The organism is Actinacidiphila acidipaludis (genome assembly GCF_019890725.1).
In the GTDB taxonomy this organism is placed as follows: domain Bacteria; phylum Actinomycetota; class Actinomycetes; order Streptomycetales; family Streptomycetaceae; genus Actinacidiphila; species Actinacidiphila acidipaludis.
Map to the genome: position 1 here is coordinate 20127 of NZ_JAINZZ010000043.1, position 25947 is coordinate 46073.

General features: G+C 70.7%; 27 protein-coding genes and 1 pseudogene. 15 read left to right on the forward strand and 13 right to left on the reverse strand.

Going from position 1 to position 25947, the window contains the following annotated elements; all coding sequences use genetic code 11:
- The first annotated feature begins 91 nt into the window (after nucleotides 1-91).
- The gene (locus K7862_RS26560; RefSeq protein WP_222966963.1) at nucleotides 92-457 is read left to right on the forward strand and encodes a DUF6221 family protein; all 366 of its coding nucleotides are present in this window, start codon (nucleotides 92-94) and stop codon (nucleotides 455-457) included.
- A gap of 40 nt (nucleotides 458-497) precedes the next feature.
- Here the strand turns inward: K7862_RS26560 and K7862_RS26565 are convergent, their stop codons facing one another.
- Nucleotides 498-971: an ArsI/CadI family heavy metal resistance metalloenzyme gene (locus K7862_RS26565; protein WP_222966965.1), complete on the reverse strand. Its 474-nt coding sequence runs from the start codon at nucleotides 969-971 to the stop codon at nucleotides 498-500.
- A 97-nt stretch (nucleotides 972-1068) separates the two neighbouring features.
- Here K7862_RS26565 and K7862_RS26570 point away from each other — a divergent pair, with 97 nt between their 5' ends.
- The 3 genes from K7862_RS26570 to K7862_RS26580 are packed head-to-tail and all read left to right on the forward strand — an operon-like array spanning nucleotide 1069 to nucleotide 2635.
- Nucleotides 1069-1458, forward strand: coding sequence for an ArsR/SmtB family transcription factor (locus K7862_RS26570; protein ID WP_222966967.1), 390 nt, complete (start codon nucleotides 1069-1071; stop codon nucleotides 1456-1458).
- Nucleotides 1455-2201, forward strand: a complete 747-nt coding sequence (locus K7862_RS26575) for an aquaporin (RefSeq protein ID WP_222966969.1) — start codon at nucleotides 1455-1457, stop codon at nucleotides 2199-2201. The genes K7862_RS26570 and K7862_RS26575 overlap by 4 nt, the downstream gene beginning before the upstream one ends.
- Nucleotides 2202-2215: 14 nt before the next feature.
- The gene (locus K7862_RS26580; RefSeq protein ID WP_222966971.1) at nucleotides 2216-2635 is read left to right on the forward strand and encodes an arsenate reductase ArsC; all 420 of its coding nucleotides are present in this window, start codon (nucleotides 2216-2218) and stop codon (nucleotides 2633-2635) included.
- Nucleotides 2636-2830: 195 nt separating this feature from the next.
- On the opposite strand, the gene K7862_RS26585 is transcribed toward K7862_RS26580, so the two are convergent.
- A complete protein-coding gene (locus K7862_RS26585; protein ID WP_222966973.1) occupies nucleotides 2831-3637 on the reverse strand; it encodes an enoyl-CoA hydratase/isomerase family protein in 807 nt (268 codons plus the stop codon).
- A gap of 249 nt (nucleotides 3638-3886) precedes the next feature.
- Nucleotides 3887-4321, reverse strand: a complete 435-nt coding sequence (locus K7862_RS26590) for a nuclear transport factor 2 family protein (RefSeq protein ID WP_222966975.1) — start codon at nucleotides 4319-4321, stop codon at nucleotides 3887-3889.
- A gap of 722 nt (nucleotides 4322-5043) precedes the next feature.
- Between K7862_RS26590 and K7862_RS26595 the strand changes: the two genes are divergently transcribed.
- Nucleotides 5044-6057, forward strand: coding sequence for a hypothetical protein (locus K7862_RS26595; RefSeq protein ID WP_222966977.1), 1014 nt, complete (start codon nucleotides 5044-5046; stop codon nucleotides 6055-6057).
- A 6-nt stretch (nucleotides 6058-6063) separates the two neighbouring features.
- Here the strand turns inward: K7862_RS26595 and K7862_RS26600 are convergent, their stop codons facing one another.
- On the reverse strand, nucleotides 6064-7068 hold the full coding sequence (locus K7862_RS26600) for a YdcF family protein (RefSeq protein ID WP_222966979.1): 1005 nt from the start codon (nucleotides 7066-7068) through the stop codon (nucleotides 6064-6066).
- 337 nt (nucleotides 7069-7405) lie between these two features.
- Here K7862_RS26600 and K7862_RS26605 point away from each other — a divergent pair, with 337 nt between their 5' ends.
- On the forward strand, nucleotides 7406-10381 hold the full coding sequence (locus K7862_RS26605; RefSeq protein WP_222966981.1) for an alkaline phosphatase family protein: 2976 nt from the start codon (nucleotides 7406-7408) through the stop codon (nucleotides 10379-10381).
- 105 nt (nucleotides 10382-10486) lie between these two features.
- On the opposite strand, the gene K7862_RS26610 is transcribed toward K7862_RS26605, so the two are convergent.
- Nucleotides 10487-11212, reverse strand: a complete 726-nt coding sequence (locus K7862_RS26610) for an SDR family NAD(P)-dependent oxidoreductase (RefSeq protein ID WP_222966983.1) — start codon at nucleotides 11210-11212, stop codon at nucleotides 10487-10489.
- Between the two features lie 371 nt (nucleotides 11213-11583).
- On the opposite strand from K7862_RS26610, the gene K7862_RS26615 reads away from it, so the two are divergent.
- Nucleotides 11584-12729, forward strand: coding sequence for a peptidoglycan recognition protein family protein (locus K7862_RS26615; RefSeq protein ID WP_222966985.1), 1146 nt, complete (start codon nucleotides 11584-11586; stop codon nucleotides 12727-12729).
- 6 nt (nucleotides 12730-12735) lie between these two features.
- On the opposite strand, the gene K7862_RS26620 is transcribed toward K7862_RS26615, so the two are convergent.
- Nucleotides 12736-13653, reverse strand: a complete 918-nt coding sequence (locus tag K7862_RS26620) for an oxidoreductase (protein ID WP_222966987.1) — start codon at nucleotides 13651-13653, stop codon at nucleotides 12736-12738.
- A 176-nt stretch (nucleotides 13654-13829) separates the two neighbouring features.
- On the opposite strand from K7862_RS26620, the gene K7862_RS26625 reads away from it, so the two are divergent.
- Nucleotides 13830-14678, forward strand: a complete 849-nt coding sequence (locus K7862_RS26625; RefSeq protein WP_222966989.1) for a helix-turn-helix domain-containing protein — start codon at nucleotides 13830-13832, stop codon at nucleotides 14676-14678.
- 136 nt (nucleotides 14679-14814) lie between these two features.
- Nucleotides 14815-15579, forward strand: coding sequence for a phosphotransferase family protein (locus K7862_RS26630; protein ID WP_222966991.1), 765 nt, complete (start codon nucleotides 14815-14817; stop codon nucleotides 15577-15579).
- 108 nt (nucleotides 15580-15687) lie between these two features.
- Here the strand turns inward: K7862_RS26630 and K7862_RS26635 are convergent, their stop codons facing one another.
- A complete protein-coding gene (locus K7862_RS26635) occupies nucleotides 15688-16518 on the reverse strand; it encodes a helix-turn-helix transcriptional regulator (RefSeq protein ID WP_222966993.1) in 831 nt (276 codons plus the stop codon).
- Between the two features lie 127 nt (nucleotides 16519-16645).
- Between K7862_RS26635 and K7862_RS26640 the strand changes: the two genes are divergently transcribed.
- Nucleotides 16646-17488 carry an NAD-dependent epimerase/dehydratase family protein gene (locus K7862_RS26640; RefSeq protein WP_222966995.1) on the forward strand — a complete coding sequence of 281 codons (843 nt, stop codon included), beginning with the start codon at nucleotides 16646-16648 and terminating at the stop codon, nucleotides 17486-17488.
- Nucleotides 17489-17642: 154 nt separating this feature from the next.
- Here K7862_RS26640 and K7862_RS26645 read toward each other — a convergent pair whose 3' ends face one another.
- A complete protein-coding gene (locus K7862_RS26645; RefSeq protein ID WP_222966997.1) occupies nucleotides 17643-18371 on the reverse strand; it encodes a TetR/AcrR family transcriptional regulator in 729 nt (242 codons plus the stop codon).
- Between the two features lie 96 nt (nucleotides 18372-18467).
- Between K7862_RS26645 and K7862_RS26650 the strand changes: the two genes are divergently transcribed.
- Nucleotides 18468-19055, forward strand: a complete 588-nt coding sequence (locus K7862_RS26650; protein ID WP_222966999.1) for a flavodoxin family protein — start codon at nucleotides 18468-18470, stop codon at nucleotides 19053-19055.
- A 102-nt stretch (nucleotides 19056-19157) separates the two neighbouring features.
- Nucleotides 19158-20159 carry a DUF72 domain-containing protein gene (locus K7862_RS26655; protein WP_222967001.1) on the forward strand — a complete coding sequence of 334 codons (1002 nt, stop codon included), beginning with the start codon at nucleotides 19158-19160 and terminating at the stop codon, nucleotides 20157-20159.
- Nucleotides 20160-20198: 39 nt separating this feature from the next.
- On the opposite strand, the gene K7862_RS26660 is transcribed toward K7862_RS26655, so the two are convergent.
- Nucleotides 20199-20654, reverse strand: coding sequence for a tetratricopeptide repeat protein (locus K7862_RS26660; protein WP_222967003.1), 456 nt, complete (start codon nucleotides 20652-20654; stop codon nucleotides 20199-20201).
- A gap of 106 nt (nucleotides 20655-20760) precedes the next feature.
- The gene (locus K7862_RS26665) at nucleotides 20761-21273 is read right to left on the reverse strand and encodes a carboxymuconolactone decarboxylase family protein (protein WP_222967005.1); all 513 of its coding nucleotides are present in this window, start codon (nucleotides 21271-21273) and stop codon (nucleotides 20761-20763) included.
- A 146-nt stretch (nucleotides 21274-21419) separates the two neighbouring features.
- Here K7862_RS26665 and K7862_RS26670 point away from each other — a divergent pair.
- The 3 genes and pseudogenes from K7862_RS26670 to K7862_RS26675 form a co-directional block, all read left to right on the forward strand.
- Nucleotides 21420-22403, forward strand: a pseudogene (locus K7862_RS26670) (pirin family protein); the annotation flags it as partial.
- A 21-nt stretch (nucleotides 22404-22424) separates the two neighbouring features.
- Nucleotides 22425-22760 carry a GNAT family N-acetyltransferase gene (locus K7862_RS37845; RefSeq protein WP_262413868.1) on the forward strand — a complete coding sequence of 112 codons (336 nt, stop codon included), beginning with the start codon at nucleotides 22425-22427 and terminating at the stop codon, nucleotides 22758-22760.
- A gap of 58 nt (nucleotides 22761-22818) precedes the next feature.
- Nucleotides 22819-23361: a hypothetical protein gene (locus tag K7862_RS26675; protein ID WP_222967009.1), complete on the forward strand. Its 543-nt coding sequence runs from the start codon at nucleotides 22819-22821 to the stop codon at nucleotides 23359-23361.
- A 77-nt stretch (nucleotides 23362-23438) separates the two neighbouring features.
- On the opposite strand, the gene K7862_RS26680 is transcribed toward K7862_RS26675, so the two are convergent.
- From K7862_RS26680 to K7862_RS26690, 3 genes are read right to left on the reverse strand one after another with little or no spacing between them, the layout of a single operon-like run.
- Nucleotides 23439-23801: an STAS domain-containing protein gene (locus K7862_RS26680; RefSeq protein ID WP_222967011.1), complete on the reverse strand. Its 363-nt coding sequence runs from the start codon at nucleotides 23799-23801 to the stop codon at nucleotides 23439-23441.
- Entirely contained in the window at nucleotides 23794-25104 is a 1311-nt protein-coding gene (locus K7862_RS26685) for a PP2C family protein-serine/threonine phosphatase (protein WP_222967013.1), read from the reverse strand. The genes K7862_RS26680 and K7862_RS26685 overlap by 8 nt, the downstream gene beginning before the upstream one ends.
- Nucleotides 25104-25907, reverse strand: a complete 804-nt coding sequence (locus tag K7862_RS26690) for an alpha/beta fold hydrolase (protein ID WP_222967015.1) — start codon at nucleotides 25905-25907, stop codon at nucleotides 25104-25106. Before K7862_RS26690 ends, K7862_RS26685 begins: the two co-directional genes overlap by 1 nt.
- Between the last annotated feature and the right edge of the window lie 40 nt (nucleotides 25908-25947).

The window sequence follows — 25947 nt, forward strand, 5'->3', positions numbered from 1 at the left end:
GACCGACGTCTCGCGTGGCGCGGTCCAGGACATCCCGTCCGGGCACGATGGCCGTGGTGCGGCCGGCCGAAGGCCGAGGAGGAGAGCAGCGATGGCTGATCTGATCGAGTTCCTGAGAACCCGGCTCGAAGAGGACCGCGCGGAAGCGGAACGCGGCTACGCGAGGGGAGCGGACGACCCCACGAACCCGGGCTGGAACCGGGCGACGCTGGCCGAGGTGCCACCACTCGTGGCACGCCGGGTGCTGCGTGAGGCCGAGGGCAAGCAGCACCTGCTGGCCATCCACGTACCGGACTCCCTGTCCTTGCACGGCCGCGTCTGCGCCGAGTGCCGGGTACCCGAGCCCGGCTGGGAGCACGGCGTCCCCGCTCCCTTCCCGTGCCGCACCCTGCGCGTGCTCGCCACGGTCTACTCCGACCACCCGGACTACCAGCCCGACTGGAAGCCCACCGCCTGACCTCGCCGCCGGACGACGGGAAGGCGGTACGGGGTCTCCGTCAACTGCCGCAGGAGCAGCCGGAAGCGGTGGCCGCGGCGGTCTCCGCCCGGCTCTCTCCCGCGCAGCAGGCATCGCCGCCGGCGCCGGCGCTCCTGCCGAGGTTGTCGGCGTCGGCCTTCACCACGTACACCTCCCAGGGCTCCTTGCCGGGCGCGGTGACCCAGACCTTGTCCTGGAGGGCGTAGCAGCAGGAGGTGTCGTTCTCCTCGAACGTGGCCAGGCCGGCTTCCTGGAGGCGGCCGGTGGCGGCGCTGACCTGGTCGGTGGACTCGACTTCGACCCCGAGGTGGTCCAGCCGGGTGTCCTCGTCTCCTTCGCCTTCGATCAGCACGAGCTTGAGCGGGGGCTCGGCGATGGCGAAGTTGGCGTAGCCGGGACGGAGCTTTGCGGGCTCGGTCCCGAAGAGCTTGGAGTAGAAGGCGATGGAGCCTTCGAGGTCTGCGACACGCAGAGCGAGCTGAACGCGGGACATGACGTCTCCCTCCGACTGGGGTTTGTATCGACATTCATCGATACAGCTCGACAACCCCGAGGTTGCCACCGGAATCGACAGGCGTCAACATAGATCCATGTCTAAGTCAGAACTGCGGATCCTGGGACAGGACGACACCGACGCGGCGTGCTGCTCGCCGATGGTCCGCGAACCGCTCGACGCCTCCGACGCGGCCGACCTGGCGCGCATGTTCAAGGCGCTGGGCGATCCCGTGCGGCTGCGGCTGTTGTCGCTGATCGCCTCCCACGAGGGCGGTGAGGCGTGCGTGTGCGACCTGACCGGCCCGTTCGACGTGTCCCAGCCGACGATCTCCCACCACCTGAAGGTGCTGCGGGAAGCGGGCCTGGTCGGCTCCGAGCGACGCGCGAACTGGGTCTACTACCGGGTCGTCCCGGCAGCTCTGGCCCGGCTGTCCTCGCTGCTGCAGATCGCCCCGGCGCCCGCGAAGGGCGGTGTCCGGGCATGAGCGGCCCCATCCCACTGAGCCGCCGTGCCGCTGCGGAGTTCGTCGGCACGGCCGCCCTCGTGGCGGTGGTGGTCGGCTCCGGCATCCAGGCCGCGAGCCTGTCCCACGACATCGGCGTGCAGCTCCTCGCCAACGCGCTGGCCACCGTCTTCGGCCTCGGCGTGCTGATCGCCCTGCTGGGCCCGGTCTCCGGCGCGCACTTCAATCCGGTCGTGACCCTGGCCGCCTGGTGGACCGGCCGGGCAGACGGCGACGGTCTTCCCGCACGGGAGGTCGCCGCGTACATCCCCGCCCAGATCGCGGGCGGGATCGGCGGTGCGGTCCTGGCCGACGCGATGTTCGCCGAACCGCTGGTCCGCTGGTCCGCACACGACCGGTCGGCCGGACACCTGTGGCTGGGCGAGGTCGTGGCCACGGCGGGCCTGGTCCTGCTGATCTTCGGGCTCGGCCGCACCGGTCAGCAGCAAACAGCCCCGGTCGCGGTGGCTTCCTACATCGGGGCCGCGTACTGGTTCACGTCCTCCACCAGCTTCGCCAACCCCGCGGTGACGATCGGCCGCACGTTCTCCGACACCTTCGCCGGCATCGCCCCGGCCTCGGTGGCGCCGTTCATCGCCGCTCAGCTCGTCGGGGGCGTGGTCGGCCTCGTCCTGGTGGCGTTGGTCTTCGGCCGCCCCGCCCCCGTCCCCGCCACGGTGGTCATGCCCGTCCCCGGCGAACCCGACCTCGCTCCCACCCCCTGACGCAAGGACCCCCAGTGAGCAGTCCCACCGTCCCGTCCGTGCTGTTCGTCTGCGTCCACAACGCCGGCCGCTCACAGATGGCCGCAGCCTTCCTCACCCACCTTGCCGGTGACCGTGTCGAGGTCCGCTCCGCCGGGTCCGCGCCCGCCGACACGGTCAACCCCGCGGTCGTGGACGCCATGAAGGAGGCGGGCATCGACATCTCCGCCGAGGTCCCCAAGGTGCTGACCGACGACGCCGTGCAAGCCTCCGACGTGGTCATCACGATGGGCTGCGGCGACAGCTGCCCGGTCTTCCCCGGCAAGCGCTACCTCGACTGGCGGCTCGACGACCCCGCCGGCCAAGGCGTCGACGCGGTACGCCCCATCCGCGACGAGATCCAGCAGCGCATCCGGGGCCTCCTCGCCGAACTCGGCGTCCAGGAAACGGCATGAGCAGCTCGGCGCTTCCACCGGGCTTCACTGCGTGCGGCAGCGGCGGTCGGTAGCGGCCGATCGCACGCTGCGCCACGAACAGAGCGTGGCCCAGCCGGTTCTCGACGCGTGCACCCGCCACACCGGCATCCACGGCAGGCCTGACGACCGACGTCACGTCGCGAGCCATGAGGCGTGCCAGGGGCTCCGTCGCCGTCAATGCCCGTAGAGCTGCGGCAGGTCGAGCTCCGCGGATGCCAGGGACCCGCCCGCCCGTTCGCGCAGCTGCGCCGCGAGGCGCTGAGCCGGCTCGCTCCGGCGTAGGGCGCGGATGGCGCCGAAACTCTCGGCGAGTTCGTTCTCGGTGGGCGTGGGCTGCCCACCACCGATGAGCTGCTTCGCCGTCGCCAGCGCCGTGGCGTCGAACGTCGCGATCCGGCGGGCGAGGCGGTCGACGTAGTCGTCCAGCTCCGCATCGGGCAGCGCACGGTTCACCCAGCCGTAGCGTTCGGCGGTCTCGGCGTCGAAGTCGTCAGTGCTGAGCACGGCTTCCAGCGCACGGCCGCGCCCGACGTGACGCGGGAGCCATTCCAGGCCGCCCCCTCCTGGCACCAGCGCGAACCCGACCTCGATCTGGCAGAGCCGGCCCGTCTCCAGACTGGCGAAGCGCATGTCGCAGGCACAGACGAACTCGTTGCCGATCCCCCGGGCGCGTCCGCGGATCTTGGCGATCGTGACGACCGGCGCGTTCGTCAGCCACCTGCTGAAGCCCGGCCACGACTGCACGATGCTCTGGCCGCCGGGGATGTCGGGTACCTCCGCGGCCTTGGCGAGGTCGAGATGGGCGAAGAAGAAGTCGGGGTTGGCGGACTCGAAGACCACCACCTTGACGGCGTTCGCGGGGTCGTCCGCACAGCTCCGCAGCAGGTTCAATCCGGCGAAGACCGTCGGGTCGAAAAGGTTGACCGGCGGATTGTCCACGACGGCCCGCACGAAACCCGGCGCCACCTGCGAGACACGCACGACGGCACTGTGCGTCACAGACGCCGAATCGGAGGACGTCATAGCGCGATCCCTTCACGGTTTCCGGCGCATCAGGCCGCCGAAGCGGACGCCGGCGCGTGCCGTGCGCGGACAGGCGCCGAGCGGTCGCCGACCGTTGACGCCCCTGCCGGGACGACCGTAAATCCGCTTGAGGGAGCGGGCCATCCGGGCAGGAGCGCGGTAGGCCACAGGCCTGCCTGCTTCACCCGTTCAGAGCCTCGGGTCGGGTCAGGACGCGCTCACGGCGGGATTTCCCTCGCTCCACACCTTGGTGACCACGCGGTGGGTGAGCTGCCAGCCGTCCGGGGTGCGCCGCAGCCGGTCGTCGTAGCGGCCCCCGACGAGGAGGTTCTCCCCGCCGGGCAGGCCGCGGCGGATGTGCTGGGCCTGGAAGTAGCAGGTGTGCTCGGCCTCGTCCCCGTGAACGGCGACGACATGGTTGCCGTTCAGATGATGCGTGGCGTCGTAACGCTCCCCGCCGGAACTGAGCCGGTCGACGATCGCCTCCCGCCCCCGCAGTTGCTCGCCCGAACCGCTGTACGCCCAGGACGCGTCCTCGCTGAACACCCGGCCCAGCAGCTTCCAGTCCCTGGTGTCCAGGGCAGTCGCGTACGCCACGGCGACATCGACGATCGCGGCGCGGTCCACGTACTCCTGCTGCATGGGAGAGACCCTTCCTTGGCGCACGAGGGGACCACGGTGGGATACGGATCGATGCTCGGTGACGGCCGCACGGGGCGCAAGGACGCCCGTTCCGTCCTCGACCCGGGCCCCCTCGGGCCGAGGCGCATCCTGTAGCGGCACACGAGTACCCCGCCGATTCGCGGGCATCGCTTTCCGGCCGCACGCGGCTCCAGGCCGGCGGTGTGCGGCGGGGCCGGATCGCTGCGTGGCCGGTCCGGAGGGCGCGTGTCACACTGAATCGACCGGGGTCGTGCACCGCACCCTTCCGAGCGATCGACCGCCGGGAACGGTCGGCTGGTTCTCGAACCAGCGGGCTGTCCGCCAGTGCCGCCACCGCACGGTTCGTCGTCGCAGGACGGGTGGCGGCGGGGCGTCCGGGCACATGATCGCTTCCATCTCTGTGTCTCACCGGCCGGTTCGGCGTGGGCAGCTTTTGAGTTCCGGCCGGCGTGAGGCAACGGTCTCAGCCGCATGGGGAATTGATCATGAGCGATTCAGGGACACCCGACGACGGCCGCCCCCAGGAGCCCCCCGGACCCATGGGTCCTGAGGGTCCCGCGGGTCCTGGGGGTCCCGAGACTCCCGACGCAGCGCGCGGCGAGACCCCTCCCGAGGGCGCAGGCGACGAAGGCGGGGGCAACGGTTCCGAGGCGCCCGCGCCCGTCCGGGAAACGCCGAGGGGACCGTGGCAGCGCCGGGCCATGGGCAGCGTGATCGGCGCGCTGGGCGCGACGTTCGTCAGCCTGGTGTTCATCGCGTCGTTCATGGGCGCGCTGCACGCACCCGGCCCGCGTGCGGTGCCGATCGCGGTCGTCGGAACCCAGGCGCAGGCGTCCGCCATCGGCGACAGCCTGGGCAAGGTCCGCTCCGGCGGGTACGACGTCAGCAGCTACCCGACCGCGCAGGCGGCCCGCGACGCCATCCTCGACCGCAAGGTCGACGCCGCCCTGCTACCGGCGCCACCCGGGGCGGTGCTCGCCGTCGCGACCGCGGCGGGTTCGGCGGTCACGAACGCCACCGTCGCCGACGTGAGCACCGTGGCCCAGGCCAGTGGAACGCAACTGGCGCTGCAGAACATCCGCCCGCTGCCGGCGAACGATCCCCAGGGCATCTCCCAGGTGTTCTTCGTGATCGCCCTGCTCGCACCCAGCCTGGTGTTCGCCAACATGCTGGTGACGCGCTTCGGCAGGGCCATGCACCCGGTCGGGCAGCTGCTCTCCATCCTCGCCTACTCGGTGATCGTCGCCGCTGTGGCCGTCGCCGTGACCGATCCCGGGATCGGGGCCCTGACCGGCGCCCCCTGGGGCCTGTTCGGCATCGGCACGCTGCTGGCCTTCGCCGCCGCCGTGACAGCGGCCGCCGCGGCGCGGTGGGCCCGGGGCCTCGGCTACCTCGTGGTGTTCCTGCTGTTCATCCCGGTCGGCGTGGCCTCCTCCGGTACCACGCTCGGCCCCCACATGATCACCCAGTGGTATGCCGACGTCGGCAAGGCGCTTCCGGCGGGAGCAGCGCTTCCCGCCGTTCAGAACACTGTCTACTTCAGCGGCAACGACACCGCCACGCCGCTGCTGATCCTGTCCGCCTGGGCGGTGGCCGGCGCCATGGCCCTGGCCCTCACCGCCTACTTCCGCCCTCCGGCCCTCGGCGCCGGCCGGCATGAGCCTGCGCATCCGACCGCAGACCCCGGTGCGACCGCCCCACAGGCTCAGGCCTGACGGCGTTCAGCCCAGCCACCAGATGGCGCCGGCGCCCACCACGAAGCCGAGGCAGAAGGTGAGATGGACGCGCCGGTACGCCACCAGGAGCGCGACGAACTCCCTTATCGTGGCGCTGGGCAGGAAGTAGGACGCCGTGGGGGATCCCACCACCTGGCCCCTGACCCTGGCCCGGCGGGCGAGCAGGGCGGCCCGGAACACGTGGTAGTTGTTCGTCACGATCACGCACCGGTATCCGGGGGTCGCCTCCTCCATGATGGCCTTGCTGAACCGGAGGTTCTCCGCGGTCGTCGTGGAGCGGTCCTCGCGCAGCAACAGCGAGGCCGGAACGCCGCGTTCGAGCAGGTAGTCGGCCATCGCGTGCGACTCGGGGACCTGCTCGTCGGGGCCCTGTCCGCCCGAGGCGAGGATCATGGGACGCCTGCCGCGCGCCGACAGCCTTCCGTGGACGGCTTGCGCCTTGTCCAGACGACTCGCGAGCAGCGGCGGCACCTTGGACCCCCCGGCCAGACCCGAACCGAGGACGACCACGTAGTCGGCCTTCCTCCGGTAGTGCAGTCGCCCGTAGAGGAAGGCGTAGGCGACGAAGCAGAAGAACAGGAAGCCCACGTACGCGGACACGGCGACCGCTCCTGCCGCCACCGTCTGCAGAAGGCGGTTGTCCAGGAGCAGCGCGCCGGCCACCAGTGCCACGAGCCCCAGCAGGGCGATCCCGGCCAGCAGGGAGAGCAGGTTGGCCGGGCTGACCCCTTCCTTCCGCACCATGACCAGACCGTTGGAGATCATGAACCAGGTCAGGGTGACGACGCCCAGCACCCCGAGCCCGATGAGGACAAGGACCAGGCCCCTGGCCAGCGCGTGGTGTTCCCGGTGCAGTTCGAAGAGCCACGCCCCCAACCCCAGGGTCAGCGACAGACCGAGGAGCACGGCGTTGCCGAACCGGCGCCGCTCTCGCAGCACGGCGAACGCGAACGCGAGGAAGCACACAAGCGCAGGAAGGTAGGCCCACATGCACACAGGTGTACCAGGACGGCCGTACGTGAGGATCCCGCGGTGGACGCCGGTATCCCGAGACGACCGCTACCCAGGGCTGCGTTGCTGCTGACACAAGTCCCGGACGCGCCCTATCCAGACGGGCACACTCGGTGGCACACTGGTCACTCCTTGCTTAGCCCCGGCGCCCGACATCCGCGATCAGCATGCACGCGGTGGATCGAAGCTGAACTTCAACGAAGCGCACGAGAATTGATTGGGGCTGCTGGACTCCGGGCCGGAAGTGTTCATTCTACGGGATGTCGCCGCGACCAGTGGGGGAGAACAAATGACGGATCAACCTGGCGCAGGAGCCATGGAGAACATCGAGCATGTTGTCGTGCTCATGCTGGAGAATCGCTCCTTTGACGGCTTGCTCGGATGGCTTTATGAACACGACCGGCCCCTGCATAATATTCCGGCACTGAAGTCGGACGACCGCCCTTACGACGGCCTGCAGGGTCTTGACCTGAATAAATACATCAACGACGCCGGTCAGCCGTTCAAGCAATCCATTGCAATGTCACTGTCCGGAGTCCTCGAAGCGGCCAGGTGGACCGATGGAAATATCCTCAGGCGAGGCGCGAGGCAGCAGCGTCGGGCCTTGATTCAAAAGCTCGTGGAGCACTCGACGGGAAGTCTGCGGTTTTTCGAATCGAAGTCTGACGATGAGCTCATCGGCATGGCAGGCGTCATCATCTACCTGATGGGCCATGGAGACCGCCGAGCCGACCAGCTCCGCCTCATGAGCGTCGACGACCACCGGAACACTCTCATCGTCGTCATACATGGGCTTACCGGCGAACCAGCGAGCTCCTTGCAGGGAAAATCGAGCAAGACTCTCGTCGAGCAGGCGACCCGCGACACGGCCTGGGTGAACCTGCGCATTCCACCCATACGCGGTGCCAACGCCTTGAATTCACCCAATATCTCGCCGGGCGAAGCCTTTCGTGAAGTCACGTGTCAGCTCTACGGGAAGGAGGAGATCACCGCAGAAGAAGCCAAAGCGGCACCGGGAATGAAGGGCTACGTAAAGGACTACGTAAACGTTCTCAAGAACAAGCAGAACCGCTCCGATGATCTGATCATCCGGTGCGCCGACCAGGTCATGCGAAGCTACACGCCTACGCAATTACCCGTGCTGAACGACCTCGCGAAGCACTACGCCGTGTGTGATGCATGGTTCTCTTCGGTTCCGTCGCAAACCAATGGAAATCGTGCATTCGCGTTCTGCGGAACCTCGAATGGCCTGGTGGACAATGGGTTCCTCGAGCAGGGGGATAAGGCCAAGAAGATCGAAGAGCTTGTCGGCTACAGGCTCGGCGACGATCGGTTCAAAACCGCCACGGTTTTCAATACCCTGGCGCAAGGCGGTTCGACATGGAAGGTCTACTACAGCTCGGGCATACTACAGGACAACATCGCCAAGCTGGTCGATGCTTTTCGCGGATTGAGTGGCGGGCTGACGTTCGCCGCCGGGCCGTACGGCCCGGCACTGATAGCGGCGCTCGGCACGTTCATAGCAGCACTTTCTTCCGAGACCCTCAACTATCTGAGAAGCCTGGCCGACGGGTCCGTCGAGTCCGCATTCAGCTACCGGCTGTTCCCGGAGATCCAAGGGATCGCCGGCGCGAAGGGGAACTTCGCCAAGATCGAGGAATTCCACCGGGATGCGCGCGCCGGAACACTTCCACATTTCACCTTCATCGAGCCCGTGTGGTCCATAAGCGAACAGGGTTCCGGATCCACCGGTTACAAGGATGTCTTGTACCACCTGGGCAATGACTACCACCCACCGTCCAATCTGGACGGCGGTGAGAACCTCCTGCGGAGCGTTTATTCGAGCCTCATCGCCAACTCCGGTAGCTGGAACAAGACCCTTCTCATCGTCACCTTCGACGAGCCCGTTGGATCATTCGATCATGTGCCCCCACCCGCCGCGGTTCCACCATGGGGAGCGGGCAAAGCGCCGGCGCCGTTGGAGGACGGCTTCAATTTTGACCGCTTCGGTGGCAGGGTGCCGACCCTGCTGATCTCGCCTCTCATCGAAAAGGGCACGGTCTTCCGATCCGAAACGGGCACGCCGTATGATCACACTTCCCTGATCGCAACCCTGCTCAAGTGGCGCGGTCTGGGCGACAGGGTCACCGGATTCGGCGAGCGAACCAAGAACGCCCCGACGTTCGAGAAGGTGATCACGCGGTCGGCGCCGCGGACCGATGCCACCGATGTGGGTTTTCTGCGTGGAAAACGAAAGCTCGGCGACAAGGTCCGGTACTTCGATCGGTTTTACTTGCGTGATCAGTACGGGAACTACATAACGGCCTTCAAGGAAGGCAGACCCGGATGGGGACTCTTCTCGATATTCGGCCAGGACGCCGCACTCACGGAATACTATCCGACCGTCGGCCAGGACACCGAGCGAGCATCCCTCTTCTACTGCGTCAACCCCGACCATCGGGTGGATGACGGCGAGGTGGCGAGGTACTCCGGCCCGGAAGAGTCCCGGTCCGACAACTCGCGCGTCAAGCTCGTCTCACTGGACTCGGGGCTGGGCTCGTACAATGTCCTGGGCGTGTGGAGAGACTCCCTCGATTGCTACTACTCGAACGACTACACCGAGGGCGAGAACGACCAGAAAGAGCGCTGGCTCATCTCGACGGCCGATCGGGACGGCGACGCCGGGTCGGGCGACTTGAGATTCGGTCAGCGGGTCACCATACAGAGCCAGTTCTGGCCTGAGTGGTTCCTGTGTCCCGACGGGCAGTGGGTGAAAACCTCGCGTACCGATGTGATGTGGACGGTACTGCCGGCCGGCTTGCACTGGACGTCGCCGGCAAGCGGAGACGACCGCGGCGGTTGGAAGGACCTGGCACTGACGCCCCGCGCGGAACCCCTGATCGGTTTCGAGGTCATAGAGCAGGGTGGCTACGGCACCGTCAACGTGCGCGGCCTGTTCGGGGCCGGCAAACAGTCGACCCCATGGACCTCCGACGATCTCAGCACCGAACGTCGTATCGCACACTCCAGCCCGCATGCCGACGATTCTCTCGAGACTCTCCGCATCAGGAACCAGGGCGACTACGGCATCGTTGACATCTCGTTCGAAACGCGAAGGGGCTACAGGAGCGGCTGGCTCACCGGAAATCCCCATGCCACGGAAGAGTTCTCCGTCAGCGTGGCGGCGGATGACGTCGCCGTCGGTCTCGTGGGGCGGAAGTGGGCCAAGCACGGACTCGTGGATCTGCAACTGGCGTTCCATGCGAAAGCGGTCGTGAACCCTCCTGCGTGATCACCGCTCAGCCCGATCGAGCCGCCGTTTCACCCGTCCCTCGAAGGCGGCGCTCACGCGGGTCAACAGCCGTGCCCCGGCTCAAGTACCGGTGATTCCACGGGCTCAGAGCCGGGTGTCCGTCTCGGCGGCCAGCGCCTGCAGGAGGTCGTCCTGGAACGCCTCGTCGTGGACGGAGGGATGCGGCTGCTTCAACTCTTGGTGGTACCAGTATCCGCCCGTGGTCATGGCCTGCGGGGCGTCGCCGGTGGCGAGCCACTCCTGGGTCAGGTGTCCGAGTTCCAGGTCGTCCGGTGCCTGCGGTCCGCCCATCTTCGTCGGCACCCAGCCGGGATCCACCGCGTTGCTCAGCACCGCGGGGCGCAACCGGGCCACCGCGGCGGCGAGGGCGGTGACGTACAGCTTGCTGTCGGCGTACGAGCCCGCGCTCTCACCCCGCCAGTCGACCCCGTCGAGGACAGGGCGTCCCTGGTAGTGCGAGCCGCTGCTGAGATACACCAGCCGGCGCGGTCCGCGAAGCAGGACCGTGAGCAGGTACGGTGCGACGACGTTGACGGGCATGACCGCCGGTCCGCTCCACACGCCGGCGTTGTGGATGACGGCATCGAGCGGTGCCAGGTCGTTGAGTTCGGTGGCGATCCGGCGCACGGCGTCGCGTTCGGTGAAGTCCCCCACCACCAGGTGTGCCCCGCGGCCGATCAGCGCGTCCAAGCCGGCGGCGCGCTCTTGGCTGCGGGCGTGCACGACGACGTCGTGCCCCTGGGACAGCAGCGCGTCGGCAGCGGCACGTCCGAGACCGTCCGCCGAACCGGTCACCAGGATCCGGCTCATGAGGCCACCACCTTCCGGGCGGGCGTCGTCCGCCTGCCTGTTGCGCCTGTTGCGTCCGTCAGCTGACATCCTGCCTGTCCGTTTCTGCGACGCCGTCATCACCCGCGCGCTCGGCGTGCCGCGCTCAGTCCTGCGGGAGGAACCCGGTGCGCCGGGTGCCGTGCAGGACGGACGCCCCGCGGGGTCGGCGCGAAGGCGGGAACACCCCCCCTGGCCCCCTGCCCACTTTTCACAGGAGCCACCGGCGTACAGCCCCTTTCCGCGCGCACCTCCTGCCGACATGATGGGACACCGACAAGTCCCCGGACGTGCGCGCTTGCGCAGGGCGCGCCAGGGCCGGCCAGTGCCCCAACAGCGGAGAGGAGGGGCCGATGTCCAACGGCCCTGCTTACTTAGGCCGTCGCCGTGTTCTCAAGGCCGCGGCCGCCGTCGGGCTCGGCATCGGTGCCGAGCAGCTGTTCTCCGCCCGACCGGCGGGCGCGGCGACGACACGGAGCGGCGCCGACACCTCGTACGTCATCGACTGCGCCGGCTGGAGCGCCCGTCCCCCCTCCTCGCCCATCTCGCTGTCGAACGGCACGACGGACAGGATCATCGTCCACCAGACGGAGTGGCCCAACACCACCGACTACTCCCAGGCCAGGGCCGTCGCGCTCGCGCAGGAGATCCAGAACCTGCACATGGACACCAACGGCTGGATCGACACCGGCCAGCACTTCACCGTCAGCCGCGGCGGTTACGTGCTGGAAGGCCGCCACCGGAGCCTCGAAGGCCTGAACGACGGCGGGTTCCAGCCGGTCAGCGCGCACGCCGTCGGCGAGAACACCCGGGCCATCGGCATCGAGAACGAGGGCACGTACTTCACCGAGACGCCGACCCAGATGCTGCTGGACGCACTCGTAGGCCTGCTGACCGACGTCTGCACGCAGTACGGGCTCGGCGCCCACCGCATCTTCGGGCACTGGGACTTCAACGACACCGACTGCCCCGGCTACGCCTTCTACCCGCTGTTCCCGCAACTGCGACTGCGCACCGCGCAGGCGCTGGCCCAGGATCCGGCGTCCGTCCCGGCGCGCACCTGGCCGGACCCGTACGCGTCCAGCGCGGGGGCGACCGTCGTCACGGTCCAGTACCTGCTCAAGGCACAGGGCTACCAGCTGAAGACCGACGGCACGATGAGCAACAGCACGCTGAAGGCCATCTCCGGCTTCCAGAAGGCGCACGGCCTGCCGGTCTCCTCGAACGGCACCGTGTCCCAGCCGACGTGGGAGGCGCTGGCCACGCCCACCGGTCCGGGCGCCACCGGCTCGGCCGTGCTCGCGGCCCAGTCGATGCTCGCGCACAAGGGCTACAGCGTGACGGCCAACGGCACCTACGACCAGGCGACCATCTCCGCCGTGGCGGCCATGCAGCAACTCCACGGCCTGCCGCAGACGGGTTCGCTGGACACGGCCGGTTGGTGCGCGACCGTCGGCGGCATCGTGGCCCAGGAGTTCACCGCGCTCGGCACCGCCTGAGGCCCCTCACGGTCGCGGCTCCAGGTCGGTGCTCCTGGTCAGCGTCTCGTTGGCGTCGATCTCGCCCTGGAGCCGTTCCAGGCGGGCGCGCGCACCGGCGAGGGCGTCGGAGCCGAGCAGCAGCCGCAGCGGTGGTGCCGCGGCGTCCACGACGGCGGCGATCGCGGCGGCGGCGCGCACGGGGTCGCCGGGCTGGCGGCCGGAGACCGCCAGCGTGGCGGCGCGCCGTTGGCCGGCGGTCTGCTCGTAGTCCTCCAGGCGCGTCGCGGACTGCCGCATCGACGACCCGGCCCAGCGGGTGCGCAGGCCGCCGGGCTCGACGATGGTGACCGCTATGCCGAGCGGGCCGACCTCGGCGGCCAGCGACTCGGACAGTCCCTCCAGGGCGAACTTGGTCGCGTGGTAGTAACCGGTCGCCGCGAACGCCGCGAGACCTCCGAAGGACGAGACGTTCACGATCCGGCCCCGGCGACGGGCCCGCATACCGGGCAGCACCGCCTTCAGGACCGTGACCACGCCGTGCACATTGGTGTCGTACAGCGCCCGGACCGCGGCGTCCTCGCCTTCCTCGACGGCGGCGAGGTAGCCGTACCCGGCGTTGTTGACCAGGACGTCGATGCGGCCGAACTCCTTCTCGCTCGCCTCGACGGCCGCTGCCACGGACGCCGGATCGGTGACGTCCAGCCGCAGGGCGAGGGCGCGATCGCCGTAGGCGGCGGCGAGGTCGGCCACGCTCGCGGCGTCCCGGGCGGTGACGGCGACGCGGTCACCGCGTTCCAGTGCGTGCTCGGCCAGGGCGCGGCCCAGGCCGCTCGAACTTCCGGTGATCAGCCACACGGGCGTCTCCTCAGGAGTTCCGGCTGAGCGTGCGGTCACGTCGAAGGGGGCGGATATGTCGAAGGGGGCAGGGGTCTTGTTCGTCATGGCTCCATTGCAGCAAGGCGCCGACAGCGCTGCCACGCCCTGATGAGGGTGGCCCCGGGAGGGTCAGTTTCGCCGTCCTCCCAGGCGGGCGGCACGCGACGACCGCGTCGTGGCGCATGCGGCTCCCGGCCGGTCGGCCGCCGCCGGCAGGAGGCGCGGCAGGTACAGTCGGCTGGATGGCCCGCGACGGAACCCAGGACGACAACCGGCTCGGCTCCTTCCTGCGCAGCCGCCGGGCGCGGATCGACCCCGCCTCGGCCGGCGTCGTCGACTCCACGCGGCGGCGGGTCAAGGGCCTGCGCCGCGAGGAACTGGCGCTGCTCGCCGGCGTCAGCCCCTCCTACTACACGCGGATCGAACAGGGCCGGGACCGGCACCCCTCCTGGGAGATCCTCGACGCCCTGGCGCGCGTCCTGCGCCTGGACGACACCGAGCGCACCTATCTCCGCTCCCTGGTGACACCGCCCCTGGCGCCGGCGGGCGGAAGCGCGGGCGAAGCCGTGGCCGGCACCGTACGGCCCGGTGTGCTGACGCTGCTGCGGCGGTGGGCCGACCTGCCCGCGTTCGTCGTCGGGCCCCGCCGCGACGTCCTGGCCGCGACCGCCCTCGCCACCCTGGTCAACCCGGCGTGGAGTCCGGGGCAGAACCTGATCGAGTTCGCCTTCCTCGACCCGCGGGCGCGGCAGGTGTATCCGGACTGGGAGGAGATCGGCCGCCAGGCGGTCGCGGGGCTCCGGGCCACCGCGGCGGCAAGGCCCGCCGACGTGGACACGTTCGTGGCGCACCTGCGCGAGCGCAGCGACACCTTCCGCGCCCTGTGGGACTCCCATGACGTCTACGAGCGTGTGACCGGGGCCAAACGCCTCTGGGTCGAGGGCGTCGGCACCCTGTCGCTGAGCTTCGAGACGTTCGCGCTCGCCGGCCCCGAGGGACACGTCCTGTACGTGTACTTCCCGCTCCCCGGCACGGAGGACGACGCGGCCCTGCGGGCTCTCGCGGAGGGAGCGCCCCCGCAGGGCTCATGACACCGGTGCGGCCTGACGTGTGGTCGGCGTCCGGTGCCGCGCAAGAGGCCGCCGTGTCGCGGGAGTCGGTGAGCGGGAGCGGCGCACGCGGTAAACCCGGCGACGTGGACGGTCACCCCCGGGATACTGGTCGTCCATGGATGAGGTCGAAGTCGTCGTCGCCCATTCCGAGCGCGCGACCCTGCGCGTCGGCGACGTGTTCCTCAAGGTGGACGGCGATCAGGCACGCATCCACACGGAGGTCGAGGCGATGGATCTGGCGCCGGTCCCGACCCCGAAGGTCCTGTGGCGCAAGCCGCCCGTGCTCGCCATCGCCGCGGTGCCGGGGACGGCGCTCGGCCGCCTCGGCGAGCCGTCGACCGCGTCCCCCGCGGCGTGGGCCGCGGCGGGCGCCGCCGTCCGGGCCTTGCACGACGCGCCGTTGCCGCCCTGGCCCGGCGGGAGCGGCCGGAGCCTCGACGACTTGGCGGCGGATCTCGACCGCGAATGCGCCTGGCTCCTGACGAACGGCGTCCTGCCCGCCGACCTGGTCACGCGCAACCGCCGCATCGCCGAGGCGGCGCTGCGGCCGTGGACTCCGGTGTTCGCGCACGGCGACCTGCAGATCACCCATGTGTTCGTCGACGGCGACGAGGTCACGGGCATCATCGACTGGTCCGAGGCGGGCCAGGGCGACGCCCTGTTCGACCTGGCCATCCTGACGCTCGGACACGAGGAGCGGCTCGGCGAAGTCCTCGACGGCTACGGCACGGATGTCGACCGCGACGTGATCCGCGCGTGGTGGTCGTTGCGGAGCCTGCTGGTCATTCGCTGGCTGAGCGAGCACGGATTCGACCCGACCGCGCCGGGATGTGAAGTCGACGTGCTGCGATCCCGGATGTGCGGCCGCGCGGGGCCCTAACCGCCGTGAACACGCCGAGCGGGTGCGCGGGGGAGGCGGACTCCCCCGAGTGGGTGCGCGGGGGAGGCGGACTCCCCCGAGTGGGTGCGTGGGGGCAGGCAGACGCCGCTACCGGCTGGGGGTGAGGTCCTGGAGGCCGACGACGCGCAGGAGTGCGAGCCGCTCGTGCGTCGTGGTGCCGGGACGGGCCGAGTGCACGACGAGCTGCTGGCTGTGGCCGTCGCTGAGCAGGACCTCGCAGTCGAGGTCGAGGACGCCGACCACGGGGTGCACGAAACGCTTCGGGGACGGGCGTCGCACCACGACGTCGTGCTCTGCCCACAGCGCCTCGAACTCCGGTGACGCGGCACGGAGTTCGGCGGCCAGGGCGTTGGGCCCCGGGTCGTCGGGGCGGGCCGTGGTGACCGCCCGCAGCGCGGCCGCGTGGGCGCGGGCGTGCTGCTCGTGGTTTTCGGGCGGCGCCAGGTCGCGGGCGCCGGGTTCCAGGAACCAGCGGCGGATGACGTTCGTCCCCGTGTGGTCCCCGGTCAGCGCCACCGACATGGCGTTCTGGGCGAGGATCTGCCCCCAGTCGGTCAGCACCGACGCCGGAAGGTCGTGCAGCCGGTCCAGGATCATCAGCAGTCCCGGTCGGACGTGCTCCGTGGAGCCGCCGGGCCGCGGCGGCTCCTCCCCCGCCAGGTGGAACAGGTGGTCGCGTTCGGCGTCGGTCAGACGCAGGGCGCGGGCGAGGGCGGTGAGCATCTGCCGGGACGGACGGGGGCCGCGGCGCTGCTCCAGCCGCGTGTAGTAGTCCGAGGACATCCCGGCGAGCTGCGCCACCTCCTCGCGGCGCAGGCCGGGCGTGCGGCGGCGCGGACCGGGGCTCAGGCCCACGTCGGCAGGCGCCAGGCGGGTGCGTGCGCGGCGCAGGAAGTCGGCGAGCTCGGTGCGGTCCATGATCCCAGCATCCCTCCGTACCGGTCCCGTATCCAGGGAGCGGCAGTCCGTGGATAACCGGGTCTCTCCCGCCGGTGCCGCCGCACGCGCAGGCTTCAGGCATGGCTACGACGACGAGGAGGCGGCCATGCTGACATTGGTGACGGGTGCGACGGGGCAGGTCGGACGGCGCTTCGTGCCGAGGCTTCTGCAGAGCGCGGCGCCCGGCGACAAGGTGCGGGTGCTGGTGCGCGACGAGGCCCGGGGCGAGCGGTTCGCCGGGCTGGGCGCCGAGGTGCTGATCGGCGATCTGCGCGACGTGGACGTGCTGGGCAAGGCGACCGCCGGCGTGGACGCGGTGGTGAACGTCGCCGCGGCGTTCCGCGGGGTGCCCGACGAGGAGGCGCGGGCCGTCAACCGGGACGCGGCCATCGAGCTCGGGCGGGCCGCCGTGGTCTCGGGCGTGCGGCGGTTCGTGCAGGTCAGCACCGGGCTCGTCTACGGCACGGGCCGCGGCAGGCCGCTGGTCGAGAGCGACGAGACCGTACCGGGCGGCCATCTGTGGGGCGCCTACCCCGAGTCGAAGTGGGAGGCGGAGCGCGCGCTCGGCGACATGGAGGGGCTGGCCGACCTCCGCATCGGGCGGCTGCCGTTCGTGTACGGCGACGGGGACCCGCACCTGGACGACGTGATGCAGTGGCCGGCGATGCAGCGGCTGCACATGGGTCACCACCTGGACGTGGCGCAGGGCCTGCGGCGGCTGCTGTACGCGTCGGGAGCGCACGGCGTCTACAACATCGCCGACGAGGCCCCGGTCACCACCGTCGACCTGTTCGAGGTCCACGACCGGCCGGTGCCGCAGGAGGTGTACGACCGTGACGCCCCGGACCCCTGGCACAGCGTGATGTCGACGACCCGCATCCGGCGCGAGCTCGGCTACCGCCCGCTCGTCCCGTCGGTGTGGACGGCACGCGAGGCGGGCCTGCTGTAACCGGCGGTCTCTCGCCGGCCCGCTCATTGGGCCACCGCCCTGGAGGAGGAGCACGGGCCGCTCGAAGACCCCTTGTGACACGTCGGAACACGCGCCGGCCCCTCCCCTGTGGCCGGCGGCCACGCGGACCAACGAACGCTTCCGGTAAGCGGGTTCAGACCGCCAGTTGCCGCAGCCACTCGCGCAGCAGAGCCATCTCCGTGGGCCGCAGCGGCACCCCCGCGCCGGAGGCCGGGGGCTCCGCGCCGAGCCTCGCCTCCAGTGCGGCGTCGAGGGCGAGCGCGCGCGAAGCCAGGTCCGGCCCGGACGGAGCGGGCGGGTCGGTCGTGACGGAGGCGATGACGGTGTCCCGCAGTCGTGCCGACGTGGTCAGGTCCCGCTGCGGGGGCTCCTCGCCGATCAGCGCCAGCGTGACACCCGTCGTCGCCGCGTGGATGACGCGGGTCGCCTCCTCCACGGGGACCCGAAGGCGGCCGGCCTCGGCGGCCCGGCGCAGAAGTCCCACCAGCAGGGCGTGCGCTTCGTCCGCGGCGGGCGGCCGTCGCCCGGGCTCCACGGTGCCGTACATGAGCATGTAGAACGCGGGGTGCTGGACACCGAAGTCGACGTGCAGGTCCCAGCCGCGGTAGAGGTCGGCCACCGGGTCGTCGGGGGTGAGCGCCAGCGCCTCCCGTTTCTCGGCCAGGTACATCGCGAAGCCGTAGGCGGCCAGCTCGGCCAGGAGCCCGTCCTTGTCGTCGAACAGGCGGTAGAGCACGGGAGCGGTGACGCCCGCGGCCGCGGCGACGGCGCGTGTGGAGACCGCCTCGCTGCCGCCCTCCTCCAGAAGCTTGGCGGCCACCTGCAGCACCTGCCGTCGTACGGCACGTCGTCCCTCGTCCATGGAACAACGATATCGCATCATGCGTATCACCGGATTATCAGTGATACGGTTTTGCCGTAACAGTGATCCAGCCGTTGCGGCAGGAGAGGAACACCCATGTCCGACATCTCGATCGTCATCGCGTCGCATTCCGGCTACGGCCACACCGCGCAGATCGCCACCGCCGTCGGCGACGGCGCACGCTCCCTCGCCGGGACGCGGGTCCAGCGCGTCGACGTCGCCGACCTCAGCGACGCCGACTGGGAGTCGATGGACACAGCGGACGCCATCGTCTTCGGTACCCCCACGTACATGGGCACCGCGTCGGGGGCCTTCCACGCCTTCGCCGAGGCCACCAGCAAGCGGTGGAGCACCCGGGCCTGGAGCGACAAGCTCGCGGCCGGCTTCACCAACTCCGGCTCCATGAGCGGCGACAAGATGCACACGCTCCAGTACCTGGCGCTCCTGGCGGCCCAGCACGGGATGCTCTGGGTGAGCCTGGGCCTCCTGCCGGGCTGGAACACCACCACGTCCAGCCCCGAGGACGACAACCGCCTCGGCTTCTACCTCGGCGCCGGCGCACAGAGCTTCAACGACACCTCCGCGGTCCACGACGCGGACCTGAACACCGCGCGCCACCTCGGCCGGCGCGTCGCGGAGCACACCCGCATCCACCGCGCCGGACTGACCGCCACGGCGCGCTGACGCGACGACCGGCCCGCGGAACCCCTCCGGCGATGGGCCGGCTCCACGGCCGGGTGCCAGATCGGGCCGTGTCCGGGCCGGGAGGCGGGGAAGGCGCGGCGCATGGGGAGGATCCGCGTCGGGACGTGTTCGTGGACGGACAGGGCACTGGTCGGCAGCGGCTGGTATCCGCCGGGACAGCGGGACGCCGAGGGGAAACTGCGGTTCTACGCGTCGAACTTCGCGGTGGCCGAAGTGGACTCGACCTACTACGGGTTGCCTTCGGAGCGGAACAGCCGGCTGTGGGTGGAGCGCACCCCCGAGGGGTTCCGGTTCGACGTGAAGGCGTTCTCGCTGCTCACCGGGCACCCGACCCCGGCGCGGGCCCTGCCGGCGGACCTCCGGGGCGAGCTGGGCGCCGGGAGCCGGTACGGGGGCGGACGGCCGGGTGCCGACGGCTCCGGCGCCGCGCGCCCGGAGGTGCTGGACGAGGTGTGGCGCCGGTTCGCCGGGGCGCTGGAGCCGCTGCGGCTCACCCGGCGGCTGGGGGCCGTGCTGTTCCAGTTCCCGCCGTGGTTCGCGCCGGGGGCAGCGGCGGAGGCGTCCCTGCGGGAGACCCGGGAGCGCACGGGTGACTGCCCGATCTCCGTGGAGTTCCGGCACCCGGCCTGGTGGCTGCCCGAACGCCGTGCGGACACCGCTGCTCTGCTCACCGAGTTGGACGCCACGGCCGTCGCCGTCGACATGGCCCAGCGTCTGCCGTCCTCGATCCCGCCCGTGGCCGAGGTGACGTCGCCCCGGCTGGCCGTGGTCCGCCTGCACGGCCGAAGCCCCGCCTGGGCCACCGGCTCCAAGGAGGACCGTTTCCGCCACGACTACACGCCGGCCGAGCTGGCGGAGTGGGTCCCGCGGGTCCGCGCGATGGCCGAGGGCGCCCGCGAGGTCCACGTCCTGTTCAACAACTGCTGCGCCGACGCGGCGGTCCGGGCCGCCGCGTCGATGGCCCGCCTGGTCCCCGCCGACCCGCTTCCCGGACCCCCCGCGGCGGCCGATCCCCCGGCCCAGGATCCACTCCCGGGCCTGCCCGGCGACACGTTCCGCCAGGCAGGGCTCGGCCGCCAGTGACAGCGCGGGCCTGAGTCACGACGGGCGGACCGGACCGGCTCAGTTCGACGCGGACTCGCCCGAGAACGCGCCTGCCATGCGCAGCCACGGGGCGGCCTCGGCGTTGCGGCCCTGCCGCTCCAGGGTGCGGCCCAGCATCAGGTGGGCGTAGTGCTCGACCGGGTCGCGGTCGATCACCGTTCGCAGCTCCTCCTCGGCGCGCCGCAGCTGGGCGGAGTGGTAGTAGGCCCGGGCCAGCAGGAGCCGGGCCGCCACGTGCTCGGGGAACTCGGCGACGATGCCGGCCAGGAGCCGGGCCGCCTCCGCGTAGCCCTTCTCCTCGAAGAGCAGCTCGGCCCGCTCCCAGCGCTCGGCCGCGGTCTCCTCGCGCGGCACGGGCACGCCGTTTCCGGCGGCGGCGAGGTCGTCGAGGTCGTCGAAAAGGTGCAGGGCTCCGGCCCACCGGTCGGCCGTGGGCTCGCCGTCGGGCCGGTAGCTGTTGAACCTCGTGCTCATGACGATCCTCCCTGCGATGTGGGGCACTCGCCCGGGCCTGCCCTCGCCCTGGCGAAGCGGGAACCGATCGGCCCGCTCGGCTATTCCGCCCCCCACCCGCGCGTGCTCAGGAAGCGGGGTGCGGGCGCACCGGGTGTTTGCTCAGGATGGACACACGGTTGAAGGCGTTGATGGTGATCGCCACCCAGATGACGGCGGAGATCTCGTCGTCGGTCAGCACCGCGCGAGCGCAGGCGTAGGCGTCCTCCTGCGCGATGGCGTCCGCGGGGCTGGTGGTCGCCTCCGCCAGGGCGAGCGCCGCGCGTTCCCGCGGGGTGAACAGTTCGGTGTCGCGCCACGCCGGCAGCACGCCCAGCCGCCGCGTGTCCTCGCCGGCCTGCAGCGCCGCCCTGGTGTGCGTCGACAGGCAGTACGCGCAGCCGTTGATCTGTGACACGCGCAGGTTGATCAGTTCGACGAGTGTCCGCTCCAGCCCGGCGTCCGCGGCGACCGTCCGCACCACGGCGGCGCTCTCCCGGAAGGCGCGGTAGGCCTGCGGGCTCTGCTTGTCGATGAAGACGCGCTGCCGCGTCTGTTCCGGCAGGACCCCACTCACCACGCCGCTCACCACGTCACTCATCCGTGCTCCCTTTCAGCGAGCCGTCGTGGGCCGCGCCCCCGCGTCCCACACGTCCGCAGGCCCGTCCCCGCGCCCGCGCGTCCGCCGGCACGCCCTACGGTGACATAATAGTTGAACGTGCAATTGAGTAGAGGAGGCGTCGTACGGTGAGCAACACCGAGAGCGAGCCCACCGAGCTGCGGTGCGGCGCCCAGGGGGACGAGGGTGCGGCGCGGCAGGAAGCGCGGGTGGAGGTGCTGACCCCGCGCGACGTGCCGCTGGGCGGTCCTCGGGCGATGACGGTGCGACGCACACTTCCGCAGCGGGCCCGGACCACGATCGGCGCCTGGTGCTTCGCCGACCACTACGGTCCCGACGACATCGCCGCGTCGGGCGGGATGGACGTCGCGCCGCATCCGCACACGGGTCTGCAGACGGTCAGCTGGCTGTTCAGCGGGGAGATCGAGCACCGGGACAGCCTGGGCACCCACGCTTACGTGCGGCCGGGCGAGTTGAACCTCATGACCGGCGGCCGGGGCATCTCCCACTCGGAGGTCTCCACCGAGGCGACCACGGTCCTGCACGGCGTGCAGCTGTGGGTCGCGCTCCCGTCGGAGCATCGCGCCGCCGACCGGAACTTCCAGCACTACGTGCCGCGTCCGGTGCCGCTCGCAGGAGGCGAAGTCAGGGTCTTCCTCGGCTCGCTGGCAGGCGACACCTCTCCGGTCTCCACCTTCTCCCCGCTGCTCGGCGCCGAGCTCACCCTGGACCCGGGCGCGAGCACCACCCTCGCGGTCGATCCCGGCTTCGAGCACGGCCTCCTCGTGGACGGCGGGAACGTCAGCATGGCGGGAACGCCGCTGGCCCCGGCCGAACTCGGGTACCACGCCCCCGGGACCGAGACGCTCACCCTCACCAACACCGGTGACGTCCGGGCCCGGATGATCCTGCTCGGCGGGACGCCGTTCGACGAGCAGATCGTCATGTGGTGGAACTTCATCGGCCGCGACCACGACGAGATCGCCGAGGCCCGTGAAGCGTGGCAGCAGGCCTCGAGCCGGTTCGGCAGCGTCGAGGGCTACGAGGGAGACCGCATCCCCGCACCGGTTCTGCCCAACGCCACGCTCACCCCGCGCCGGAACCCGCCGCGTCCCGCACCCGAAAGGCACCCGATGACGTCGTCGACCGGCCCTGTCGTCGAACTCGCCGAGCACCGGCACCGCTACGAGATCGCGGTCGGCGGACGTCTCGCGGGCTTCACCGAGTTCCGTGATCGCGACGCCCAGCGCGTGTTCTTCCACACGGAGATCGACGAGGCCTTCGCCGGACAGGGGCTGGCCTCCGTGCTCGTCCGCCAGGCTCTGGACGACGTGCGGACGTCGGGCAAGCGCATCGTGCCCGTCTGCCCCTACGTGGCCAAGTTCCTGCAGAAGCACGACGAGTTCGCCGACATCACCGACCCGGTGACACCCGAGATCCGGCACTGGCTCCGCACCGAACTCGGGTGACCGTCGGGCCGGTTCGCCCGCACGGGACGCGTCCGCGACGCCTTTGTAGAGTTCGGCCGTGAACGACGACTGGTTCGCGGTCGGCGAGGGCGAGTTGGGGCCCTCGCACACCGCCGTGGTGGACATCGTCCGCGCACGCGCCCGCACGTGGCCCGAGTGCCGGCCGGGTGCGACCGCCGTGCTCGTCTTTCCCCCCGACGAGGACGACGACGGCGTCGACGGCCGACAGCCCTCCGGTGACGCCTACGACGCCGCCTGGGACGAGGCGTTCGACGCCGGGCACGCGGTGGTCATGCTGATCGTGGACCTCCGGCACCGCGACCGGAATCTGGTCGTGATGACGCTGGGCGCGACCGTGGCCGGGGACCGGCTCTTCTGCAGCGAACGGAACAGCAGCAACTACCACCCGGAGCCCCTCACCGGCATCACGCCGCTGGAGGCGACCGGGACGCCCGAGGCGCTGGGCCGGATCGCCGCCGGCTGGTTCGAGGAGATCGTCACCCGCTCCATGATCGAACGCGACCGCGAGCCCTGGCCCCGCACCTTCGTGGCGAAGGGCACACCTCTCCCGCCCGGTCACTGCTGGGTCCGGAACCCGTGAACGCCGCACGCCCGTGAGAACGGCCGCCCGCCGACCGGGCCGCGTTCCATCCGGCCGGGCAGCTGGCGAGGGCTCCGTCACGCGACGGACGATCCCTCGTCCCGGCGCAGCCCGGAGGAGCCCTCGTCCGGGCGGAGCGTGAAGACCGCGTCCAGCCCGGTGATGGCCAGGGTGCGCCGGAGCTTGGGTGGAGGAGCTGCGAGGACCAGGTCGGCGGCGGCGGCCCGGGCACGCTCGCGAGCCAGGAGAAGGACGGTGAGCCCTGCGGAGTCGCACTGCTCCAGCCGGGACAGGTCCAGTGTCAGGCACGCCCCGCGCCACAGGGCGAGTTCCGCCACGTGCTGTCGCAGGACGGGCGCCTGAACGAAGTCGAGCTCCCCGGCCACGAGGAGGACGGGGCCGGCTTCGGTGTCGCGCCGGGCGACGGTCAGATCAGCCATCGGCCGTGCCCGCGTGATCGGTGAACGGGACGCCGAGGGCCAGCAGGGCCGTGTCGTCAGTGGGACCGGGGGTGGCATCCGCCAGGAGCCCGGTCAGCGCGGCGATCAGCTCCCGCGGTGCGGCGGGCGCGTGCTCGGCGGCGAAGGAGAGCAGGGCGTCCTCGCCCAGCATGCTCCCGGCGTCCGGCCCTGTGCGGGCCTCCGTCAGACCGTCCGTGTACAGCAGGAGCGTGTCGCCCCTGTTCAGGGTGGTCTGGGCGGTCCGCATCCTGGCGTCGGGCAGGACACCGATCAGCATGCCGCCCGGGGTGGGCAGGAGTTCGGCTCCGCCGCCGGTCCTCAGGGCCAGGGCGGAAGGATGGCCGCCGGACGCGAGGCGGACCAGGGCCCGGCCGGTTCGCGGGTCGGGCTCGACGACCCCGAAGAGACAGGTGCAGAAGCGCGGATCGCCGCTGTCGGCATACCGCTCGTGGAGCACCGCGTTCAACGTGCGCAGCGCCACCTGGGGCTCGGGGTCGTGCACGGCCGCGGCACGCAGGGTGTACCGGGTCAGCGAGGTGAGTGCAGCCGCCTCCGGGCCCTTGCCGCACACGTCACCGAGGAAGAACGCCCATCGCTTGTCGTCCACCGGGAACAGGTCGTAGAAGTCCCCGCCCAGCTGCTCGGGGGAAGCGGCCTGGTAGTACACGGCGGACTCCAGCCCCTGGATCGCGGGCAACGAGCTGGGAACGAGGGACTGCTGCAGCACGGCGAGCGCGTCCGCCAACCGTCCCCGGTCGGCCTCGGCCTGGCGGCGGGCGGCCTCTGCCTCGGCACGGGCGCGTTCGGCCTCCTGTCGGCGATGCAGCAGCTCTTTTTCGTAGGCGCGTCGGTCCGAGGCGTCGAAGACCGTGGCACGGATGAGCAGCGGCTCACCCTCGCTGCCGAACTTCACCTGGGAGGAGACGAGGACCGGCAGGCGGCCGCCGTCGGCGGTTTTCAGCTCCAGCGCGATACCGCGCAACGACCCCTGCATACGCAGCAGGGGTGCGTAGTGGGTCTCGTGGTAGAGCTTTCCGCCCACGGTCAGCAGGTCGGGAAAGCGCAGGCGCCCGACCACGGACGTGCGCTCCATGCCCAGCCAGTCCAGCAGCGTGGTGTTGATCTTGGCGATGGTCCCGTCCATCAGCGTCGACAGGTAACCGCAGGGCGCCGCCTCGTACAGCTCCTCCGCGCTGTCCTCCAGCAGAGCGGTGAACGCCGCGTCCGTGCCCGTCTCGCTCCCGGACTCGAAGGGCTCGTCAACGTCGCCCGTACGGCACATCACCGCCGGGTCTCCAGGAACGCGAGGATGGCCTGGACGGTGGCCTCCGGAGCGCTCAGCTGCGGGCAGTGGCCGGTGGCGTCCAGGGTGATCAGCTGCGAGCCGGCGATCTGGGCATGCACGTAGGCGCCCACCTCCCGCGGGGCGATGGCGTCCTGGCTGCACTCCAGGACGAGCGTCGGCACCGCGACCTGGCGCAGTTCGTCGCGTGTGTCGGACAGGAAGGTGGTGCGGGCGAAAACGCGGGCGATGGCCGGGTCGGTCGCGCAGAAGCTGTTGACCAGCTCGTTCCCCAGTTCGGGACGGTCCGGATTGCCCATGATCACCGGGGCCATCGCCGAGGACCAGCCCAGGTAGTTCGCTTCCAGGGACGCCAGCAGCTCGTCGATGTCCTCGGCGGTGAAGCCGCCCCGGTATCCCTCGTCGTCGATGTAGCGGGGCGAGGGAGCCACCATGACGAGACCGCCGATCCGCTCCGGCGCGGACTGCGCGGCCAGTACCCCGACCATGGCGCTCACGGAGTGCCCGACGAACGTGGCGTCGCGCAGGTCCAGCGCCGCACACACCTCGGTGACGTCGCGGGCATACCCGTCGAGCGAGGAGTACCGGTCTTCGTCCCAGGCGGACAGTACGGAGCCGCCGGAACCGACGTAGTCGAAGAGGACCACGCGGTGACGTTGTGCGAGAGCCGGCACGACCAGGCGCCACATGTTCTGGTCACAGCCGAAACCGTGCGCCAGCACCACCACCGGAGCGCCGGGCGGGCCCACGACCTTCACATTGTTCCTGAGCTGGACATCCATGCCGCCGTTCACACCCTCGTCCGCGTGCCGGGGAAACGCT

What these genes read in the sequence shown, in the direction of transcription:
- K7862_RS26625 (WP_222966989.1), top strand. Translation starts at nt 13,830, where the DNA reads ATGGCCCGCGACGGAACCCAGGACGACAACCGGCTCGGCTCCTTCCTG.
- K7862_RS26665 (WP_222967005.1), bottom strand. Translation starts at nt 21,273, where the DNA reads ATGAGTGACGTGGTGAGCGGCGTGGTGAGTGGGGTCCTGCCGGAACAG.
- K7862_RS26640 (WP_222966995.1), top strand. Translation starts at nt 16,646, where the DNA reads ATGCTGACATTGGTGACGGGTGCGACGGGGCAGGTCGGACGGCGCTTC.
- K7862_RS26690 (WP_222967015.1), bottom strand. Translation starts at nt 25,907, where the DNA reads ATGGATGTCCAGCTCAGGAACAATGTGAAGGTCGTGGGCCCGCCCGGC.
- K7862_RS26560 (WP_222966963.1), top strand. Translation starts at nt 92, where the DNA reads ATGGCTGATCTGATCGAGTTCCTGAGAACCCGGCTCGAAGAGGACCGC.
- K7862_RS26620 (WP_222966987.1), bottom strand. Translation starts at nt 13,653, where the DNA reads ATGACGAACAAGACCCCTGCCCCCTTCGACATATCCGCCCCCTTCGAC.
- K7862_RS26660 (WP_222967003.1), bottom strand. Translation starts at nt 20,654, where the DNA reads ATGAGCACGAGGTTCAACAGCTACCGGCCCGACGGCGAGCCCACGGCC.
- K7862_RS26680 (WP_222967011.1), bottom strand. Translation starts at nt 23,801, where the DNA reads ATGGCTGATCTGACCGTCGCCCGGCGCGACACCGAAGCCGGCCCCGTC.
- K7862_RS26615 (WP_222966985.1), top strand. Translation starts at nt 11,584, where the DNA reads ATGTCCAACGGCCCTGCTTACTTAGGCCGTCGCCGTGTTCTCAAGGCC.
- K7862_RS26595 (WP_222966977.1), top strand. Translation starts at nt 5,044, where the DNA reads ATGGGCAGCGTGATCGGCGCGCTGGGCGCGACGTTCGTCAGCCTGGTG.
- K7862_RS26650 (WP_222966999.1), top strand. Translation starts at nt 18,468, where the DNA reads ATGTCCGACATCTCGATCGTCATCGCGTCGCATTCCGGCTACGGCCAC.
- K7862_RS37845 (WP_262413868.1), top strand. Translation starts at nt 22,425, where the DNA reads ATGACGTCGTCGACCGGCCCTGTCGTCGAACTCGCCGAGCACCGGCAC.
- K7862_RS26645 (WP_222966997.1), bottom strand. Translation starts at nt 18,371, where the DNA reads ATGGACGAGGGACGACGTGCCGTACGACGGCAGGTGCTGCAGGTGGCC.
- K7862_RS26600 (WP_222966979.1), bottom strand. Translation starts at nt 7,068, where the DNA reads ATGTGGGCCTACCTTCCTGCGCTTGTGTGCTTCCTCGCGTTCGCGTTC.
- K7862_RS26565 (WP_222966965.1), bottom strand. Translation starts at nt 971, where the DNA reads ATGTCCCGCGTTCAGCTCGCTCTGCGTGTCGCAGACCTCGAAGGCTCC.
- K7862_RS26630 (WP_222966991.1), top strand. Translation starts at nt 14,815, where the DNA reads ATGGATGAGGTCGAAGTCGTCGTCGCCCATTCCGAGCGCGCGACCCTG.
- K7862_RS26610 (WP_222966983.1), bottom strand. Translation starts at nt 11,212, where the DNA reads ATGAGCCGGATCCTGGTGACCGGTTCGGCGGACGGTCTCGGACGTGCC.
- K7862_RS26635 (WP_222966993.1), bottom strand. Translation starts at nt 16,518, where the DNA reads ATGGACCGCACCGAGCTCGCCGACTTCCTGCGCCGCGCACGCACCCGC.
- K7862_RS26685 (WP_222967013.1), bottom strand. Translation starts at nt 25,104, where the DNA reads ATGTGCCGTACGGGCGACGTTGACGAGCCCTTCGAGTCCGGGAGCGAG.
- K7862_RS26570 (WP_222966967.1), top strand. Translation starts at nt 1,069, where the DNA reads ATGTCTAAGTCAGAACTGCGGATCCTGGGACAGGACGACACCGACGCG.
- K7862_RS26575 (WP_222966969.1), top strand. Translation starts at nt 1,455, where the DNA reads ATGAGCGGCCCCATCCCACTGAGCCGCCGTGCCGCTGCGGAGTTCGTC.
- K7862_RS26655 (WP_222967001.1), top strand. Translation starts at nt 19,158, where the DNA reads ATGGGGAGGATCCGCGTCGGGACGTGTTCGTGGACGGACAGGGCACTG.
- K7862_RS26605 (WP_222966981.1), top strand. Translation starts at nt 7,406, where the DNA reads ATGGAGAACATCGAGCATGTTGTCGTGCTCATGCTGGAGAATCGCTCC.
- K7862_RS26590 (WP_222966975.1), bottom strand. Translation starts at nt 4,321, where the DNA reads ATGCAGCAGGAGTACGTGGACCGCGCCGCGATCGTCGATGTCGCCGTG.